Raw genomic sequence first — 14,981 nt, 5'->3', positions numbered from 1 at the left:
CCCTGCGAAAGGGTCGGTCACCGGCCACGCCCGGCTGGCCGAGGGGCCATCAGTCGTTCATGCGGAGGGGTCCGCGTGCCCGCGCGGAGCCGTGCCCGTACGACACGGCCGCCTGCCCGCCGGCCACCGTCACCAGACCCGCACCCGCCCTCCGCGCGGGAACGGATCCGTAACCGTGTGCCGCGGGGGCAGCCCTCCAGCGGTCCGCCGCGCCGCCAGTAACCGTCCACCACGCGGTACAAGCCCCTGCCGACCCACCGCCCGGTGCGGACCCGCCCACGCCCGGTCGGCGAGTCCGACGGGGCGGGTGGGTCCGGCGGGTCCGGTGAGTCTCTCAGACGGCGGGGGCGTCCGGTCCGAAGCGGCTGCGTACGGCCGTCTGGACCTCGTCCTCCTCGGCCGGATCGGCGGCGAGCCTGCGCAGCCGTTCGACGACGCGGTTGTCGCCGGTCTCGGCGTGGCGGGCGGCGACCTCTCGGGTGGTCTCCTCGCAGTCCCACAGGCACTCGATGGCGAAGCCGGCGGCGAAGGAGGGATCGGTGGCGGCGAGGGCGCGGGCAGCCCGGCCGCGCAGATGGGAGGAGGCGGTCTCGCGGTAGACGTGGCGCAGTACGGGGGCGGCGCAGGCGATGCCGAGCCGTCCGGTGCCGTCGACGAGGGTCCACAGGGTCGGCGCGTCGGGGCCTTCCCCGCGTACGGCCTCCCGCAGCGCGGCGAGGACCAGGTCGCGGTCCTGCGCGGCGCCCCGGCAGGCGAGCACCCGCCCGGCGGCGGCGCCCAGGGCGTCGGGCCGGTGCACCCAGCCGCGGGCCCGGTCGACGGCGGCGAGGCTGCGCATGCGCTCGTAGGCGGCCACGGCGGCCTCCACGACCGGGCCGGAGCCGGCGGCCACGGCGGCCTCGATCAGTGCGAGGGCGTCCGGGTCGTTGCCGTCGGCGAGGTAGTGCAGGGCGGTGCAGCGGGCGCCCTCGGTGCCGAAGCGCGCGGCTTCGAGGATCTCCGGCCGGTCTTCGGGACCGGCGACGGCGAGAAGGCAGCGGGCGGCGGGCACGTGGAGCGGGGTACCGCGCCCGATGCCCTGGTCGGCCCAGTCGAAGACGGCCCGCACGCTCCAGCCGGGACGCGGGCCGGTGGGGTTCAGCTGCCGCTGCCAGCGGTCGAAACAGCCCGTCTCCTGGGCGGCACGCACGCGCGTGGCGATCGATTCGCGGGGGTCGTCGGCCCACAGGCGCCAGGGCCGGGGCTCGAAGGCGTCCCGCACGGCGACGGCCAGTTCGGCCTCTCCCTCGGGGTCGCGCGGAAAGCGGGCCAGGACCGGCGCAGCGAGGGCGCGCAGTCCGGCGTCGTCGTCGCGCAGCGCCAGTTCGTCCAGGGCCCAGGCCCAGTTGACGCCGTGCGCGGCGTACCGGCGCAGCAGTTGGAGGGCGTCCAGCCTGCCGTACGAGGCGAGGTGGCCGAGGACGGCGAGGGCGAGGCCGGTGCGCGACTCGTCGGCGTCCAGGACGTCCTCGGGGTCGAAGAGATGGGCCTCGATCGCGTCCAGCTCGCCGTTCAGGTCGAGGTAGAGGCGGGCGTAGTAGAGGGAGCGGTTCTCGACCTGCCAGTCGTGGCGGGGGTCGTGGAGCACGCAGTGGTTCAGCGCCGCCAGCGCCTCGGGGCGCGGGGCGGTGAGCGCGTGCAGCGTGCCGTCGCCGCGACCCCGCTGGAGCAGGCCGAGCAGCGTACCGCTGGGCGCTATGACCGGATCGAACATGGGAAACAGCCTCACATCAAGCGTCGACGCAACCGGGGAGCACGCGTTACCTGGCCGTGCGCCAACACGTCGGAGCGCCCGTCGTCTCTTGCTTGCCGAAGACCATGTTCCTGCCTCTCGTCGGTGGCCCTTGCGGGCCGTGTCACGGCCCGCGCGGTGCGGCAACACCTGCCCAGCCATCACGTCCGTGAACCACGTCGTCATGATGGCCCGGCGGTCACATCTGCCGCGACCGAAATTTCGGCGGCCCTGTACCGCCTCCCCCGTTTTGAGTGTTCTACCTGGTCACAGTGGACGGGCGGGACCTGAAGAAGATCCGCGCCGGCGTCCGGTCACTGAGCGCCGAAGAGCTCCAGCAGCTCCGTCCGGGCGAACATCCGAGCCGTGTCGACGGCCGACGGAGTTCCCGCGGCGGGGTCCGCGCCGGCCTCCAGAAGCGCTCTGGTCACTTCCGTCTCGCCCTTGAAGGCGGCACCGGCGAGGGGCGTCTGCCCCCGGTCGTTGACGCGGTCGGCGTCGGCGCCGCGGCTCAGCAGCGCGCGCACCGCGTCGGCGTGGCCGTGATAGGCGGCGAGCATGACGAGGGAGTCACCGCGGTCGTTGGTGAGGTCGGCCGGAACGCCGGCGTCCACATACGCCACCAGTTCCTCGGTCCGCCCTTGCCGGGCCAGATCGAAGATCTTGGTCGCCAGCTCCACGACCTCGGGGTCGGGGGCTTCACTCATCGACTGGACCACCTCTCACTGTGCGTGCGAATCGCCAGGGTACTGGCTCGCGGGAAGCCCGACCGGACCAAGGAGTACTCCGCCACCCGGGGCAATTCCGGCGAATTTCGCCCGTTTGCACCTTTTATCGTATAGATACATCCTGTGAGCCTGGAAGTACTCATGGTGACTGTCCCCGTGAACCAGGAGAACTCACATGATCCTCTCGATCTCAGGCGTGGTCCTGCTCGGCATCGTCGTCTTCATCTTCTTCCGCAAGGACGGCCTGAAGGCCTCGCACGCGCTCGTGGCGGTGCTGTTCGGGTTCTACCTCGCCAGCACGGCCATCGCCCCGAGCATCAAGGCGGGCGGCGAGAGCCTGGCGGGCCTTCTCGGCGGAATCAAGTTCTGACGCCCCGCTCCCCTGCCCGACGCCCGCACGTACGCACTTCCAGGAGGCAGCAGTGGCCCGGCGGCCCCTCCCCCGCATTCTGAGCAACGGCGGCGCACAGCTCGCCCGGAGCCGGGAGCTGGCCCGGACGGCGGCCGACGGCGCCACCGACGTCCTCCAGCCGTTGATCACGATCGCCCGCGGTCTGCGCAGGCTGGCCGCGGCCGCTCGGCGCAGATGGACCGAGACCCCCAAGGACCGGCGCGGCGCGCTGCTGTTCCTGGTGGCCTCGGTGGTCCTGGTCGTGGCGCTCGTGCCGTACGGCCCGCTGCTCGCCGTCGTCTCGCTGATGGCGGCGGCGGCCTGGCAGGGCAGGGACCGCACCCCGGCGGCGCCCGAGGGCCCCGACACCGCCGGGGCCGGGCGCCTGCAGTCGCTCTACGAGGCACTGGTCCCGTACTTCCAGCTCGCCGAGGACCCCGACCCGCTGTACTCCCACGGCGGCGCGTGGGAGGGGGCGTTCCCGGCGTACGGCTTCGACGACGGCGGACGCGTCTCCCACCTGGTGATCCGCTACCCCGCCCACTTCAGGGACGGGGAGGCGGACACGCGGGCCCGGATCGAGCACCTGCTCACCGCGAAGTCCGGCCGGGGACGCGAGTACCACTTCGAGTGGGACGAGGAGGCCAACCACCTGACCGTCGACGTGCTCCCGGCGCTGCCCACCGACATCGCCGCCCAGCGCTTCGTGACGGCGCCCGGCGAGACCGTCCTCGGTTTCACCGACCCGACCAGGGTCCAGCGCACCCTCCCGCTCACCCACGGCGCGGAGCGGCGGGACGTACCGCCGGTCGTGTGGCGCACCGGCATCCGCTCGACCGAGCCCCACCTGCTGGTCCTGGGGCAGCCCGGCACCGGCACGTCCACCCTGCTGCGCTCGGTCGCCCTCCAGGCGCTGCACCACGGCGACCTGCTGATCGTCGACGGCGGCGGCACCGGCGAGTACGCCTGCCTCGTCGGCCGGGACGGCGTGCTGGCCGTCGAGTGCGGCCTCACCGGGGCGCTGACCAGCCTGGAGTGGGCAGCCGCCGAGACCGAGCGCCGGCTGATCTCCGTCAACCGCGCCCGTCAGGAGGGTCTGGCGGCGCCGGACGACACCCGGCGCCCGCTGTGGGTCTTCCTGGACCGTCCGACCGCTTTCACGCACCTGGCGGGCACGGACGGCCGCAGGGACCCGCAGACCCTGCTCCAGGTCCCGCTGCGGCACGGGCGGGCCGCGAACGTGACCGTGGTCGTCGCCGACCAACTGGACGCCCTGGAGGGCCTCACCGACGCCGTACGGCAGCACACGCGCGCGCGTGTCGTCCTCGGCCCGGCCACGGTGGACGAGCTGACCACGGTGCTGGGCGCTCCCCCGCACACCACGCCCGTCGACCAGGTGCCGCCCGGCCGCGGCTACGCCCGCCTGGGCCGCGGACCGGTGCACCGCCTCCAGGTCCCGGCCACTCCGGACCCCTACGACGACGCGACCAGCGACACCCACCGGCAGGCGGTGCTCGACCTGCTCCCGCCGCGCACCACGCCTGCGGACGGGGAGCAGGCCCCGGTCCCTCCGGAAGCGGCGGCGAAGGAGGGGCCGGAGCCGCTGTCCATGGAGAAGGAGCCGGTCCCCACGGGACCGACGGCGATGGATTCGGTGCAGAGGGAAGCGGGGTCGATGGAGCGGGGGCGGACGGGACCGGGACCGGGACCGATGACACCGGGATCGACGGAACCGATGACCACGGAGTCGGTGACCACGAGTCCGGCGACAGCTGATTCGGTGGCCTCGAGTCCGGTGACCATGGAGAAGGAGAAGCAGACCGCCCGGGCAGCGGCGGCCGGCAGGCGTGAGGGGGCCGCGGAGGACGCCGGAACCTCTCCGGCCACGGGGGAAGCGGCGGGGCGTGCGGATGCCGACCCGGTCGGCGGGGCCACTGCTCCCGCCGAGGAGACCGTCCCCTCAGACACCCCTCCCGCGCGGGAGACCATTCCGGCGGACACGTCCTCCACGCGGGAGACGATTACGGCAGACACCGCTCCCGCAAGGGAGACCGTCCCCGCTGAGGCGGTCGCGGCGGAGACCTCCTGACGCCGTGGCCGGGGCGGCGGCACGACCCACCGCTTCGCCCCGGCACCGCGCCGCGTTCCCGCACCGCCCGCGGTCGGGCCCGGCCGCCGGGCCTTCGCAGCCCCTCCGGTCGGGGCCCGTCCGCCGACTCATTCCGCGGAGGCGGCGACCCGGCGGGCCTACGCCACGAACGTCCCCGGCGCCTCGCCGCCCCCGACGCCGCCCTTCTCCACCAGCCGGGCCGCCGCGGCCAGACGTGCCGCCGCCTCCTCGGCCACCGCACCGCCGACCGTGAACGGCAGCCGGACATACCCCTCGAAGGCACCGTCGACGCCGAAGCGCGGCCCGGACGGGACCCGCACGCCGACCCGCTCCCCCGCCTCGGCGAGCCGGGAGCCCGAGAGGCCGCCGGTCCGCACCCACAAGGTCAGCCCGCCGCGGGGCACCTCGAACTCCCAGTCGGGCAGCTCCCGCCGTACCGCCGCCACCAGTTCGTCGCGGTTCTGCCGGGCCTGCGCGCGGCGCACCGTCACAGCCTGCTCCCAGCCGCCGGTACTGAACAGCCAGTTCACGGCGAGCTGCTCCAGCACCGGCGTGCCCATGTCGGCGTAGGCGCGCGCGGCGACCAGGCTGCGGACGACGTCGGGGGCGGCGCGGACCCAGCCGATGCGCATCCCGGCCCAGAAGGCCTTGCTCGCGGAACCGACGGTGACGACCGTGGACCCGGCCGGGTCGAAGGCGCAGACGGGGCGCGGCCTCTCCACGTCGTCGTCCAGCCGCAGCTCGCTCATCGTCTCGTCGGCGACGAGCACCGTCCCCGCCGCCCGGGCCGCGTCCACCAGCCGGCGGCGCTGGTCGTCGTCGGCGAGCGCGCCGGTGGGGTTGTGGAAGTCGGCGACCACGTAGGCGATCCGGGGAGCGGCCTCGCGCAGCACCTGGCGCCAGCGGTCCACGTCCCACCCGGCGAGTCCCTCGGCCATCGCGACGGGGACCAGCCGGGCCCCGGCCTCGCGCATCAGCTGGAGGATGTTGGCGTACGAGGGCGACTCCACCGCGATGCGTTCGCCGCGTCCGCCGAAGAGGTGGCAGATGGCGTCGATGGCACCCATCGCGCCCGTGGTCACCATGATCTGCTCGGGCATCGTCGGGATCCCGCGCGCGGTGTACCGCTCGGCGATCATCGTGCGCAGCGCGGGCAGCCCGGCCGGGTAGTCGCCGTGCGTGTGCGCGTAGGGCGGCAGTTCCTCCAGCGCGCCCTGCACGGCCCGGGTGAGCCAGGGCTCGGGGGCGGGCAGGGCGGCGCAGCCCAGGTCGATCACCGAGCCCAGCGCTTCCGGCGGCAGCGGTTCCAGGCCGCGTGCCGGCAGGGGGTTCCCGGCCGGCACGGCGGTCCAGCTGCCCGCGCCCCGCCGCGACTCCAGGAAACCCTCGGCCCGCAGCGCCTCGTAGGCGGCGGCGACGGTGGTGCGGCTGACGGTCAGGGCGAGGGCCAGTTCCCGTTCGGCGGGCAGCCGGGCGGCGACCGGGACGCGGCCCTCCAGCACCAGGAGCCGGATGCCGTCGGCGAGCGCACGATAGGCGGGTGGGCGACGGGTGCCGGGCCCGGCCGGACGGTCCTGCTGCGAGCCGAGCAGCCGGGCCAGTTGGCCCGCCCCGACCGCGGAGGTCCACTGCGCCATGGAAATCAGTCCACCCTCTCCGAATTGGCCCTGGTTGGCCTTCTCCGTCAAGCCACAGGGTGTCATGCAGCAGGCCACTACCACCACACAGGGGGCACATCTTGTCCAGGCGGTCCAGCCGATCACGGCAGCCCAGGCAGCTCGCGCGGCGTCTGATCCAGCTCTACGGCGGTCTTGTGCTGTACGGAGCCAGTTCCGCCCTGCTCGTCAGGTCCGGGCTCGGTCTGGAGCCGTGGAACGTGCTGCACCAGGGCATCGCGGAGCACACGGGTCTGTCGATGGGTGTGGTGCTGACGGTCACGGGGGCCGCGGTCCTGCTGCTGTGGATACCGCTGCGCCAGCGGCCGGGGCTCGGCACGGTCTCCAACGTGCTCGTGATCGGTGCCGCCATGGACGCCTCGCTGGGCATCGTGCCCGACGCCCACGGCTGGACGCCGCGGATCGCCATGATGGTGGCCGGCATCGTGCTCAACGGTGCCGCGACCGGGCTGTACATCGCCGCGCGGTTCGGTCCGGGTCCGCGTGACGGTCTGATGACCGGGCTGAACCGGCGCACCGGGCTCTCGGTGCGCCTGGTCCGCACGGCCGTGGAGATCACCGTCGTGGTCACGGGCTTCGCCCTCGGCGGCACGGTCGGTGCCGGAACCCTGCTCTACGCCGTCGCGATCGGTCCGCTCACCCAGGTGTTCCTGAGCGTGTTCGCCGTTCCCGCGGCACCGTCCGGCGGCACGGTCGTTGCAGCCGGTACACCGCGGCGCGCGATACTGCGTCGGTGACCACGCCGATACGCCACCCCTACCTGGACCATCCCGGCCCGCTCGCCTTCGCCCACCGGGGCGGCGCGGCGGACGGCCTGGAGAACACGCTGCGGCAGTTCCGGCGCGCGGTCGAGACGGGCTACCGGTACATCGAGACCGACGTCCACGCCACGCGCGACGGCAAGCTCGTCGCCTTCCACGACGCGACCCTGGACCGGGTGACGGACGGGGGCGGGCGGATCGCCGACCTGCGGTGGGAAGAGGTGCGCCACGCGCGCGTGGCGGGCGAGGAGCCGGTGCCGCTCTTCGAGGAACTTCTGGAGGCGCTGCCCGGGGTGCGCTGGAACATCGACGTGAAGGCGGAGGCGGCGCTGCGTCCCCTGCTGGAGCTGATCGGGCGGACGAACGCGTGGGACCGGGTCTGCGTCGGCTCGTTCTCCGAGGCCCGGGTGGTCCGCGCCCAGCGGCTGGCGGGGGCGCGCCTGGCGACCTCGTACGGCATCCGGGGCGTCCTGGGTCTGCGGCTGCGCTCCTGGGGGCTCCCGGCCGCGGCGCGCCGCTCGGCGGTGGCCGCACAGGTGCCCGAGGCGCAGTCCGGCGTCCCGGTGGTGGACCGCCGCTTCCTGCAGACCGCCCACGCGCGCGGTCTGCAGGTGCACGTCTGGACGGTGAACGACCCGGGCCGCATGCACCGGCTCCTGGACCTCGGCGTGGATGGCATCATGACCGATCACATCGACGTACTGCGCAAGGTCATGGAGGACCGCGGCGTCTGGGTCTGAGCCCCGGCCGCGTTCCGGGGGCGGCGCGCGTTCACGGGGAAGCGAGGGCACGGGTGGGCACCGACACCCTGCACAGCGACGCGGCGGGCGGCGCCGACGAAGCGGCTGAACGGCGGCGCGAGCAGCGCGGCTGGTATTTCTACGACTGGGCGTGCTCGGTCTACTCGACGAGCGTGCTCACCGTGTTCCTGGGCCCCTACCTGACGTCGGTGGCCGAGTCCGCGGCGGACGCCGACGGGTACGTCCACCCGTTGGGCATACCCGTGCGGGCCGGGTCGTTCTTCGCGTACTCGGTCTCCCTGTCGGTGATCGTGGCGGTGCTGGTCATGCCGCTGGTGGGGGCCGCCGCCGACCGCTCGGGGCGCAAGAAGCCGCTGCTGGCCGCCGCCGCGTACACGGGCGCGGCGGCCACCACCGGCATGTTCTTCCTCGACGGCGACCGCTACCTGCTGGGCGGTCTGCTCCTGATCGTCGCGAACGCCGCGCAGTCGGTGGCGATGATGCTCTACAACTCCTTCCTGCCCCAGATCGCCCCGCCCGAGGAGCGCGACGCGGTCTCCTCCCGCGGGTGGGCCTTCGGCTACGCGGCCGGTTCACTGGTCCTCGTCGTCAACCTGGTCCTCTACACCGGCCACGAGTCCTTCGGGCTGAGCGAGAGCGCGGCGGTCCGCATCTGCCTGGCGTCGGCGGGACTGTGGTGGGGCGCCTTCGCGCTGATCCCGCTCCGGCGGCTGCGCGACCGGCGCGCTCCCGCGCGGGAGGCGTCTCTGCCCGGGTTCCGGCAGCTCGCGGCGACCGTGCGGGACATGCGCCGGCGCCCGCTGACCCTGTCCTTCCTGCTGGCGTACCTCGTCTACAACGACGGCATCCAGACGGTGATCTCCCAGGCCTCGGTCTACGGCTCCGAAGAGCTGGGCCTCGGACAGTCCACGCTCATCGTGGCGGTGCTGCTGGTGCAGATCCTGGCGGTGGCGGGCGCGCTGGCACTGGGGCGGCTCGCCCGGACGTACGGGGCGAAGCGCACGATCCTGGGGTCGCTGGTCGCCTGGACGGTCACGCTCGCGGCCGGGTACTTCCTGCCGGCCGGAGCGCCGGTGTGGTTCTTCGCCCTGGCGGCCGGGATCGGGCTCGTCCTCGGCGGCAGCCAGGCGCTGTCGCGGTCGCTGTTCTCGCATCTGGTCCCGCCGGGCAAGGAGGCCGAGTACTTCTCGGCGTACGAGTTGAGCGACCGCGGGATGAGCTGGCTGGGACCGCTGCTGTTCGGGCTCACGTACCAGCTGACGGGGAGCTACCGGGACGCCATCATCTCGCTGGTGGCCTTCTTCGTGATCGGTTTCGTGCTGCTGGCGCGGGTGCCGGTGGCGCGGGCGATCGGCGACGCGGGCAACCCGGTACCCGAAAGGATTTAGCGCTCGGCGCGAAAGGGCTGTAGTGTACGCGTTTGGCCTGCCAGGCGTACCGTTACTGCGCGTCAAAGGCGCCGAAACGCTATGTCACATCTGCCAGCAGAGGTGACAAACCGGACGTCGGCGGGTACTGCACTGGTTGCAAGGCTGCGGCTGCGACGGCGACGCAGGGCCCGGATCGGGAGTCGGAACGGGAATCTTTACCGCCGCCCGGACGTTGACCGGATGACGACGACAGCGACACCTGTCCTGTGGGCGACAAGCCCGGGAGGCACGATTCATGAGTGAGCGAGCTCTTCGCGGCACGCGCCTCGTGGTGACCAGCTACGAGACGGACCGCGGCATCGACCTGGCTCCGCGCCAGGCCGTGGAGTACGCATGCGAGAAGGGGCATCGATTCGAGATGCCGTTCTCGGTAGAGGCGGAGATCCCGCCGGAGTGGGAGTGCAAGGTCTGCGGGGCCCAGGCACTCCTGGTCGACGGCGACGGCCCTGAGGAGAAGAAGGCCAAGCCCGCGCGTACGCACTGGGACATGCTGATGGAGCGACGCACCCGCGAGGAGCTCGAAGAGGTCCTTGAGGAGCGGCTGGCCGTTCTGCGCTCCGGCGCTATGAACATCGCGGTGCATCCGCGGGACAGCCGTAAGAGTGCGTAGTCCCTGCGGGGGCTGAGCCGGTCCTTCGGCACTTACAGAAGCGAAAGCGGGCGCCGTACGTGGTTTCCACGTACGGCGCCCGCTTTCGTCGTGGCCGGCGGCTGCCGCCCGGCAGCTCTCCGCCGCGGCTCGCCGGACCCCGCCGTGCCTCGTCGTGCCTCGTCGTGCGCGGAAAGCCCCGCGCTCAGCGGGACGTCAGCGGGACAGGGGCGGACGGGGGCCCTGCGGGGTGTCGTCCGGGTCCTCACGGACGACCTCGCCCGGGACGACCTTGCCGTCCGGGCGGTGCATGCGGGCCTGCCGGAAGGTGTCACCCAGGGTGCCCGGACCGGCGTCGCGGAGCTTGCGCTCCACCGTCCGCTGCGCGTAGCGGCTGACGGCCTTCTGCACCGGGGGCAGCAGCATGACCAGGCCCAGCGCGTCCGAGATCAGGCCCGGCAGGATCAGGAGCAGCCCGCCCAGCATCATCAGGCCGTTGCCCTCACTGCCCGGGCGGGCCTCGGCCGGTGTGCCCGACTGCTGCTGGTTCAGCGTCTCGGTGAGGTTGCGGAAGGCGCGGCGGCCCGCGGCCTTGATGACCACGGAACCGAGGACCACACCCGCGACCAGCAGCAGGAAGACGATGAAGCCGCTGGACGCGCCCGCGACCACGGTCAGCAGCCAGATCTCCAGCACGAGCCACGCCGCGATGCCCAGCGGCAGGCACGTACGCAGCCGGGAGCGCGGAGGCCGGGCAGGGGTCCTGGGGGTCTGGGCGCCAGTCGTCATACTCCCAGTGTGCCTGGCCGCGGCTCAGATGGGCATAAGGGGCCGGTCAGGGGGTGCCGTCCGACGCCTTTGTCGACTTGTCGCCCAGCTTGTCGCCCACCGGCTCCACCGGTTCCGGCGACTCCACCGGGTCCAGCGCCTTCACCGGTTCCGGCGGTTCCACCGGCTCTGCCCGCTCGGCGGCCGCCGCGTCGGAGCGCCCGCCCGGCTGCTGCCGGTCGCGGCCCAGGACCTTGCCGACCCGCTCCCCCACGCCCCACGTGGTGACCCGCCAGAGGGCCTCCACGAGGATGTCGCGGCTCATCTTGGAGTCGCCGAGTTCGCGCTCGACGAACGTGATCGGGACCTCCACGACGTGGTACCCGGCCTTGATCGCCCGGCGGGCGAGGTCGACCTGGAAGCAGTAGCCCTGGGAGGCGACGTCCTGCAGGCCGAGCCCCTGCAACGTCTCGCTGCGGAAGGCGCGGTAGCCGCCGGTGATGTCGCGCAGCGGCAGGTCGAGCGCGATCCGCGAGTACATGCTGCCGCCGCGGGAGATGATCTCGCGGGACTTGGGCCAGTTCACCACCCGGCCGCCGGGCACCCAGCGGGAGCCCAGCACCAGGTCGGCGCCCTTGAGGGCGGTCAGCAGGCGGGGCAGCTCCTCGGGCTGGTGGGAGCCGTCGGCGTCCATTTCGACCAGTACGCCGTAGCCGTGCTCCAGTCCCCAGCGGAAACCCGCGAGGTAGGCGGCGCCCAGGCCCTCCTTGCCCTTGCGGTGCAGGACCTGCACGTGGTCGTCCTCGGCCGCCAGTTCGTCGGCGAGCTTGCCGGTGCCGTCCGGGCTGTTGTCGTCGGCCACGAGCACGTGTGCCTCGGGAACCGCCTCGCGCACCCGCGCGACGATCGCCTTGACGTTCTCCGCCTCGTTGTAGGTCGGGATGATCACCAGGGCCGTGCCCAGGAGACCGAACCGCCTCCCCCGCTCCGCTGCCGCGGGCGTCCCGTCGCCGTCGTTCACCACTGCCCCTTCGTGTCCGTACGCAGAGCACCACCATAATCGCCACCGCCTGCGGTGACGTGACAGGACGTGCCTGCGGTGGTGTCGTTTCCCCAAGACCGGGGTAGGGATGGCCGATTCGGGCCGTTTGCACTGCGGATGGGGGCCCGGCGCCCTTCGGGCCGGCCCGGGACCCGCCGGCTGCGAGTCGTCCTGAGCCGTTGTCTACTGAGCGCCCGGGCCCCACCCGGGTCACACCTCCCGACCGGCCGGAACGTTCCCTCGTCGCGGTGCGAGCGCTGAGCCTGGCTCCCAGTGGCGGTGTGCCGTACGGCGCACCGTCCCTGACCCAGCGGCGCCGCGACGCGTGCGCGGAAGATTCCCCGGTCGGGCGTCCGGTGGTGGACTCGGCCGAACCTACCGGCCCCCCGCCGCCGCCTGTCAACAGTCGTTCGACCTGCGCCTTTTGCGCCAATGCGCAGGTCAGCGGCGAGGAGCCGCAGGTCGTGGCCGCGCGAAGATCATCGCCCCGTCGGCCGTGGAGATCACTCGCCCGGCCGTACGTGGACCGTCCGGCCGCCCACCACGGTACGCAGGCAGACCGGCAGTTCCCGGCCCGGGGTCAGGTCGGGCAGCCCCGGGGTGCCCGAGCGCGGGTCGGTCGACCAGCGCGCCACCCGGTCGTCGGGGGCCTGGACGACGAGTTCGCCGGTGCGCCACACGGCGTAGTCCGCCGGCGCGCCCGGCACCAGGACGCCCGCGTCGTCACGGCCGATCGCGCGCCACCCGCCGCGGGTGTGCGCCGTGAACGCCGCCCGCACGGAGACGCGGTGCTCCGGGGTGCGGTGGAAGGCGGCGGCCCGGACGGTGCCCCACGGGTCGAGGGGCGTGACGGGGCTGTCGGAGCCGAAGGCCAGCGGCACGCCCGCGCGCAGCAGGGCCGCGTAGGGGTTGAGGGTACGGGCCCGCTCGACGCCCAGGCGCTGGGCGTACATGCCGTCCTCGCCGCCCCAGAGCGCGTCGAAGCCGGGCTGCACGGAGGCGGTCAGACCCAGTTCGGCGAAGGCCGCGACGGTCTCCGGCGTGAGCATCTCGGCGTGCTCGACGCGGTGCCGGGCGGCGCGGACCCGGTCGAGGCCGGCCTTGTCGGCGGCGGCGCGCACGCCCTCCACGACGGCGGCCACGGCGGCGTCGCCGATGGCGTGGAAGCCCGCCTGGAGGCCTGCCTCGGTGCAGGCGACGACGTGGGCCGCGACGTCGGCGGCGTCCAGGTGGGCGGTGCCGGTGTGGCCGGCGTCGGCGTACGGCTGGTGGAGGCAGGCGGTGTGCGAGCCGAGGGAGCCGTCGACGAAGAGGTCCCCGGCGGCTCCGACCGCGCCCAGCTCCCGCGCCTTGTCGACGTCCCGCTCGGCCCAGTAGCCGACCACGCGGGGCCCGGGCTCCCCGGCCGACAGGCGCAGCAGCCCGGTGAGGTCGTCCTCGGCGGAGATCTCCGGGCCTGCGCATTCGTGAACGGTTCCGATGCCGAGGGAGGCGGCGTGGGCAAGGGCAGCGCGCTGGGCCTCCTCGCGCTGGGCCGGGGTGACGGCGCCGAGGGCTGCGGCGCGTACGGCGTGGTGCGCGTCGCCGGTGAGCGGGCCGTCGGCGCGGGCGGCACCGTCGGGGACCAGGTCGAGCAGGGCGGTGCTGACGACGGCCGAGTGGACGTCGATACGGCTGAGATAGAGGGGCCGGCCGCCGGTGGCGTCGTCCAGTTCGGCACGGGTCGGGGGCACGCCCTCGGGCCAGCGGGCGGCGTCCCAGCCGTGGCCCAGGAGGACCCGGTCGCCCGGGCGGGCGGCGGCGAAGTCCCGTACGAGGGCGAGGGCCGCCTCCCGGTCGGTGGCGCCGGAGAGGTCGAGACCGGTGAGCGCAAGTCCCGTGGCGGTGGTGTGCACATGTGCGTCGGTGAACGCCGGCGTGACGAGGGCACCGTCGAGGTCGACCACCTCGTCCACCCCGTCCGCGAAGGCGTCCGCGGCGCCCTCGGAGCCGACCCAGGCGACCTGGCCGCGTTCGACGACCATGGCCGTCGCGAAGGGGTCGGCGGGACTGTGGACCTCGCCGCGGCGGAGCAGGACGGTCGGGGGCGGGGTGGTGGACTCACTCATGGACACAGTCTCGCCCCTCACGGGGCCTGCTCGGCAGCCGGGGCGGCCACGCGGAGCCGGGGGCGGGAGCACACACGGCGCCGGGGAGTCCGCGGCGCCCGAGGGGGATGCGCAGCCGGACGGCCCCGGGACCGGCCGGCGCGGCGACACCCTCTGCGCGCCGGCCGGATCCACCGCGGCCCGACTCCCGGCCGAACGGACGCCCCCGGGACCCGCCACACCATGCCGCGCCAGGCCGGACCGGACCGGACCACGGTGCAACCGAACACCACCCGCCAGGGCGGCGCGTCAGACGCGTGGCGGGCGGGACTCGTACGGGGTCGAGAGGACCACCGTGGTCCGGGTGGACACGCCGGCGAGGGAGCGGACCCGGGCGAGCAGCTCCTCCAGTTCGTGCGGGGTGGAGACCCGCACCTTGAGGATGTAGTTCTCGTCGCCCGCCACGCTGTGGCAGGCCTCGATCTCGGGGACGCCGGCCAGGCGGTCCGCGATGTCGTCGGGTGCGCTGGGGTCGAACGGTTTCACCGAGATGAACGCGGTCATCGGCAGCCCGACGGCCTCCGGGTCGACGACCGCGGCGTAACCGCGGATGACGCCACGCTGCTCCAGCCGCCGCACCCGCTGGTGCACGGCAGACGTGGACAGGCCCGTGGCCCTGCCCAGGTCGGTGTAGCTCATCCGCCCGTCCTTGACGAGCAGCTGCACGATCTGTCGGTCCAGCTCCTCCATGACGCAAGAACCTACAGGGCGGCCGATCCCTCGGACACCTGAGCGGTCCTGGTCATGGCCGGTTCGTGAGGTGACGGGGTGTCGGCCGGTGCCGGGGCCCTGGGCAGGCCGGGGCAA

General features: G+C 73.7%; 12 protein-coding genes and 1 pseudogene. 6 read left to right on the top strand and 7 right to left on the bottom strand.

From position 1 onward, the window contains the following. Positions 1–334: 334 nt before the first annotated feature. Positions 335–1,753: a hypothetical protein gene (locus tag IG94_RS0125660; RefSeq protein WP_031041700.1), complete on the bottom strand. Its 1,419-nt coding sequence runs from the start codon at positions 1,751–1,753 to the stop codon at positions 335–337. Positions 1,754–2,085: 332 nt separating this feature from the next. Continuing rightward, positions 2,086–2,478 (bottom strand): ankyrin repeat domain-containing protein, encoded by a 393-nt coding sequence (locus IG94_RS0125655; RefSeq protein ID WP_031041697.1) that lies wholly within the window; start codon positions 2,476–2,478, stop codon positions 2,086–2,088. 196 nt (positions 2,479–2,674) lie between these two features. On the opposite strand from IG94_RS0125655, the gene IG94_RS0125650 reads away from it, so the two are divergent. Further along, on the top strand, positions 2,675–2,869 hold the full coding sequence (locus tag IG94_RS0125650; protein WP_003977410.1) for a hypothetical protein: 195 nt from the start codon (positions 2,675–2,677) through the stop codon (positions 2,867–2,869). 52 nt (positions 2,870–2,921) lie between these two features. Further along, positions 2,922–4,448 (top strand): annotated as a pseudogene (locus IG94_RS0125645) (hypothetical protein); the annotation flags it as partial. Positions 4,449–5,137: 689 nt separating this feature from the next. Here the strand turns inward: IG94_RS0125645 and IG94_RS0125635 are convergent. Then, positions 5,138–6,637 (bottom strand): SCO1417 family PLP biosynthesis transcription factor, encoded by a 1,500-nt coding sequence (locus IG94_RS0125635; protein WP_031041694.1) that lies wholly within the window; start codon positions 6,635–6,637, stop codon positions 5,138–5,140. Between the two features lie 101 nt (positions 6,638–6,738). Here IG94_RS0125635 and yczE point away from each other — a divergent pair, with 101 nt between their 5' ends. From yczE to IG94_RS0125615, 4 genes are all read left to right on the top strand, one after another. Next, a complete protein-coding gene (yczE, locus tag IG94_RS0125630) occupies positions 6,739–7,413 on the top strand; it encodes a membrane protein YczE (RefSeq protein WP_031041691.1) in 675 nt (224 codons plus the stop codon). Then, a complete protein-coding gene (locus IG94_RS0125625) occupies positions 7,410–8,177 on the top strand; it encodes a glycerophosphodiester phosphodiesterase family protein (protein ID WP_031041688.1) in 768 nt (255 codons plus the stop codon). Before yczE ends, IG94_RS0125625 begins: the two co-directional genes overlap by 4 nt. 53 nt (positions 8,178–8,230) lie before the next feature. Beyond that, a complete protein-coding gene (locus tag IG94_RS0125620; RefSeq protein WP_031041685.1) occupies positions 8,231–9,586 on the top strand; it encodes an MFS transporter in 1,356 nt (451 codons plus the stop codon). 277 nt (positions 9,587–9,863) lie between these two features. Continuing rightward, positions 9,864–10,238: an RNA polymerase-binding protein RbpA gene (locus IG94_RS0125615; protein WP_003977404.1), complete on the top strand. Its 375-nt coding sequence runs from the start codon at positions 9,864–9,866 to the stop codon at positions 10,236–10,238. A gap of 195 nt (positions 10,239–10,433) precedes the next feature. Here IG94_RS0125615 and fxsA read toward each other — a convergent pair whose 3' ends face one another. From fxsA to IG94_RS0125595, 4 genes are all read right to left on the bottom strand, one after another. After that, entirely contained in the window at positions 10,434–11,006 is a 573-nt protein-coding gene (gene fxsA, locus IG94_RS0125610) for an FxsA family membrane protein (RefSeq protein WP_031041682.1), read from the bottom strand. Positions 11,007–11,052: 46 nt separating this feature from the next. Further along, positions 11,053–12,006 (bottom strand): polyprenol monophosphomannose synthase, encoded by a 954-nt coding sequence (locus IG94_RS0125605; RefSeq protein WP_224326281.1) that lies wholly within the window; start codon positions 12,004–12,006, stop codon positions 11,053–11,055. Positions 12,007–12,530: 524 nt separating this feature from the next. After that, entirely contained in the window at positions 12,531–14,135 is a 1,605-nt protein-coding gene (locus tag IG94_RS0125600; protein WP_031041677.1) for an amidohydrolase, read from the bottom strand. Positions 14,136–14,423: 288 nt separating this feature from the next. Further along, positions 14,424–14,864 carry an Lrp/AsnC family transcriptional regulator gene (locus tag IG94_RS0125595; RefSeq protein ID WP_031041675.1) on the bottom strand — a complete coding sequence of 147 codons (441 nt, stop codon included), beginning with the start codon at positions 14,862–14,864 and terminating at the stop codon, positions 14,424–14,426. Positions 14,865–14,981 lie beyond the last annotated feature (117 nt).

Origin of the sequence: Streptomyces olivaceus, from assembly GCF_000721235.1 — a bacterium.
GTDB lineage: Bacteria > Actinomycetota > Actinomycetes > Streptomycetales > Streptomycetaceae > Streptomyces > Streptomyces olivaceus.
This window is presented reverse-complemented; position numbering and strand designations above follow the sequence as displayed.

Excerpts from the sequence above, each read along its gene's own strand:
- IG94_RS0125660 (WP_031041700.1), bottom strand. The coding sequence starts at position 1,753 with ATGTTCGATCCGGTCATAGCGCCCAGCGGTACGCTGCTCGGCCTGCTC.
- IG94_RS0125655 (WP_031041697.1), bottom strand. The coding sequence starts at position 2,478 with ATGAGTGAAGCCCCCGACCCCGAGGTCGTGGAGCTGGCGACCAAGATC.
- IG94_RS0125650 (WP_003977410.1), top strand. The coding sequence starts at position 2,675 with ATGATCCTCTCGATCTCAGGCGTGGTCCTGCTCGGCATCGTCGTCTTC.
- IG94_RS0125635 (WP_031041694.1), bottom strand. The coding sequence starts at position 6,637 with ATGGCGCAGTGGACCTCCGCGGTCGGGGCGGGCCAACTGGCCCGGCTG.
- IG94_RS0125615 (WP_003977404.1), top strand. The coding sequence starts at position 9,864 with ATGAGTGAGCGAGCTCTTCGCGGCACGCGCCTCGTGGTGACCAGCTAC.
- fxsA (WP_031041682.1), bottom strand. The coding sequence starts at position 11,006 with ATGACGACTGGCGCCCAGACCCCCAGGACCCCTGCCCGGCCTCCGCGC.
- IG94_RS0125600 (WP_031041677.1), bottom strand. The coding sequence starts at position 14,135 with ATGAGTGAGTCCACCACCCCGCCCCCGACCGTCCTGCTCCGCCGCGGC.
- IG94_RS0125595 (WP_031041675.1), bottom strand. The coding sequence starts at position 14,864 with ATGGAGGAGCTGGACCGACAGATCGTGCAGCTGCTCGTCAAGGACGGG.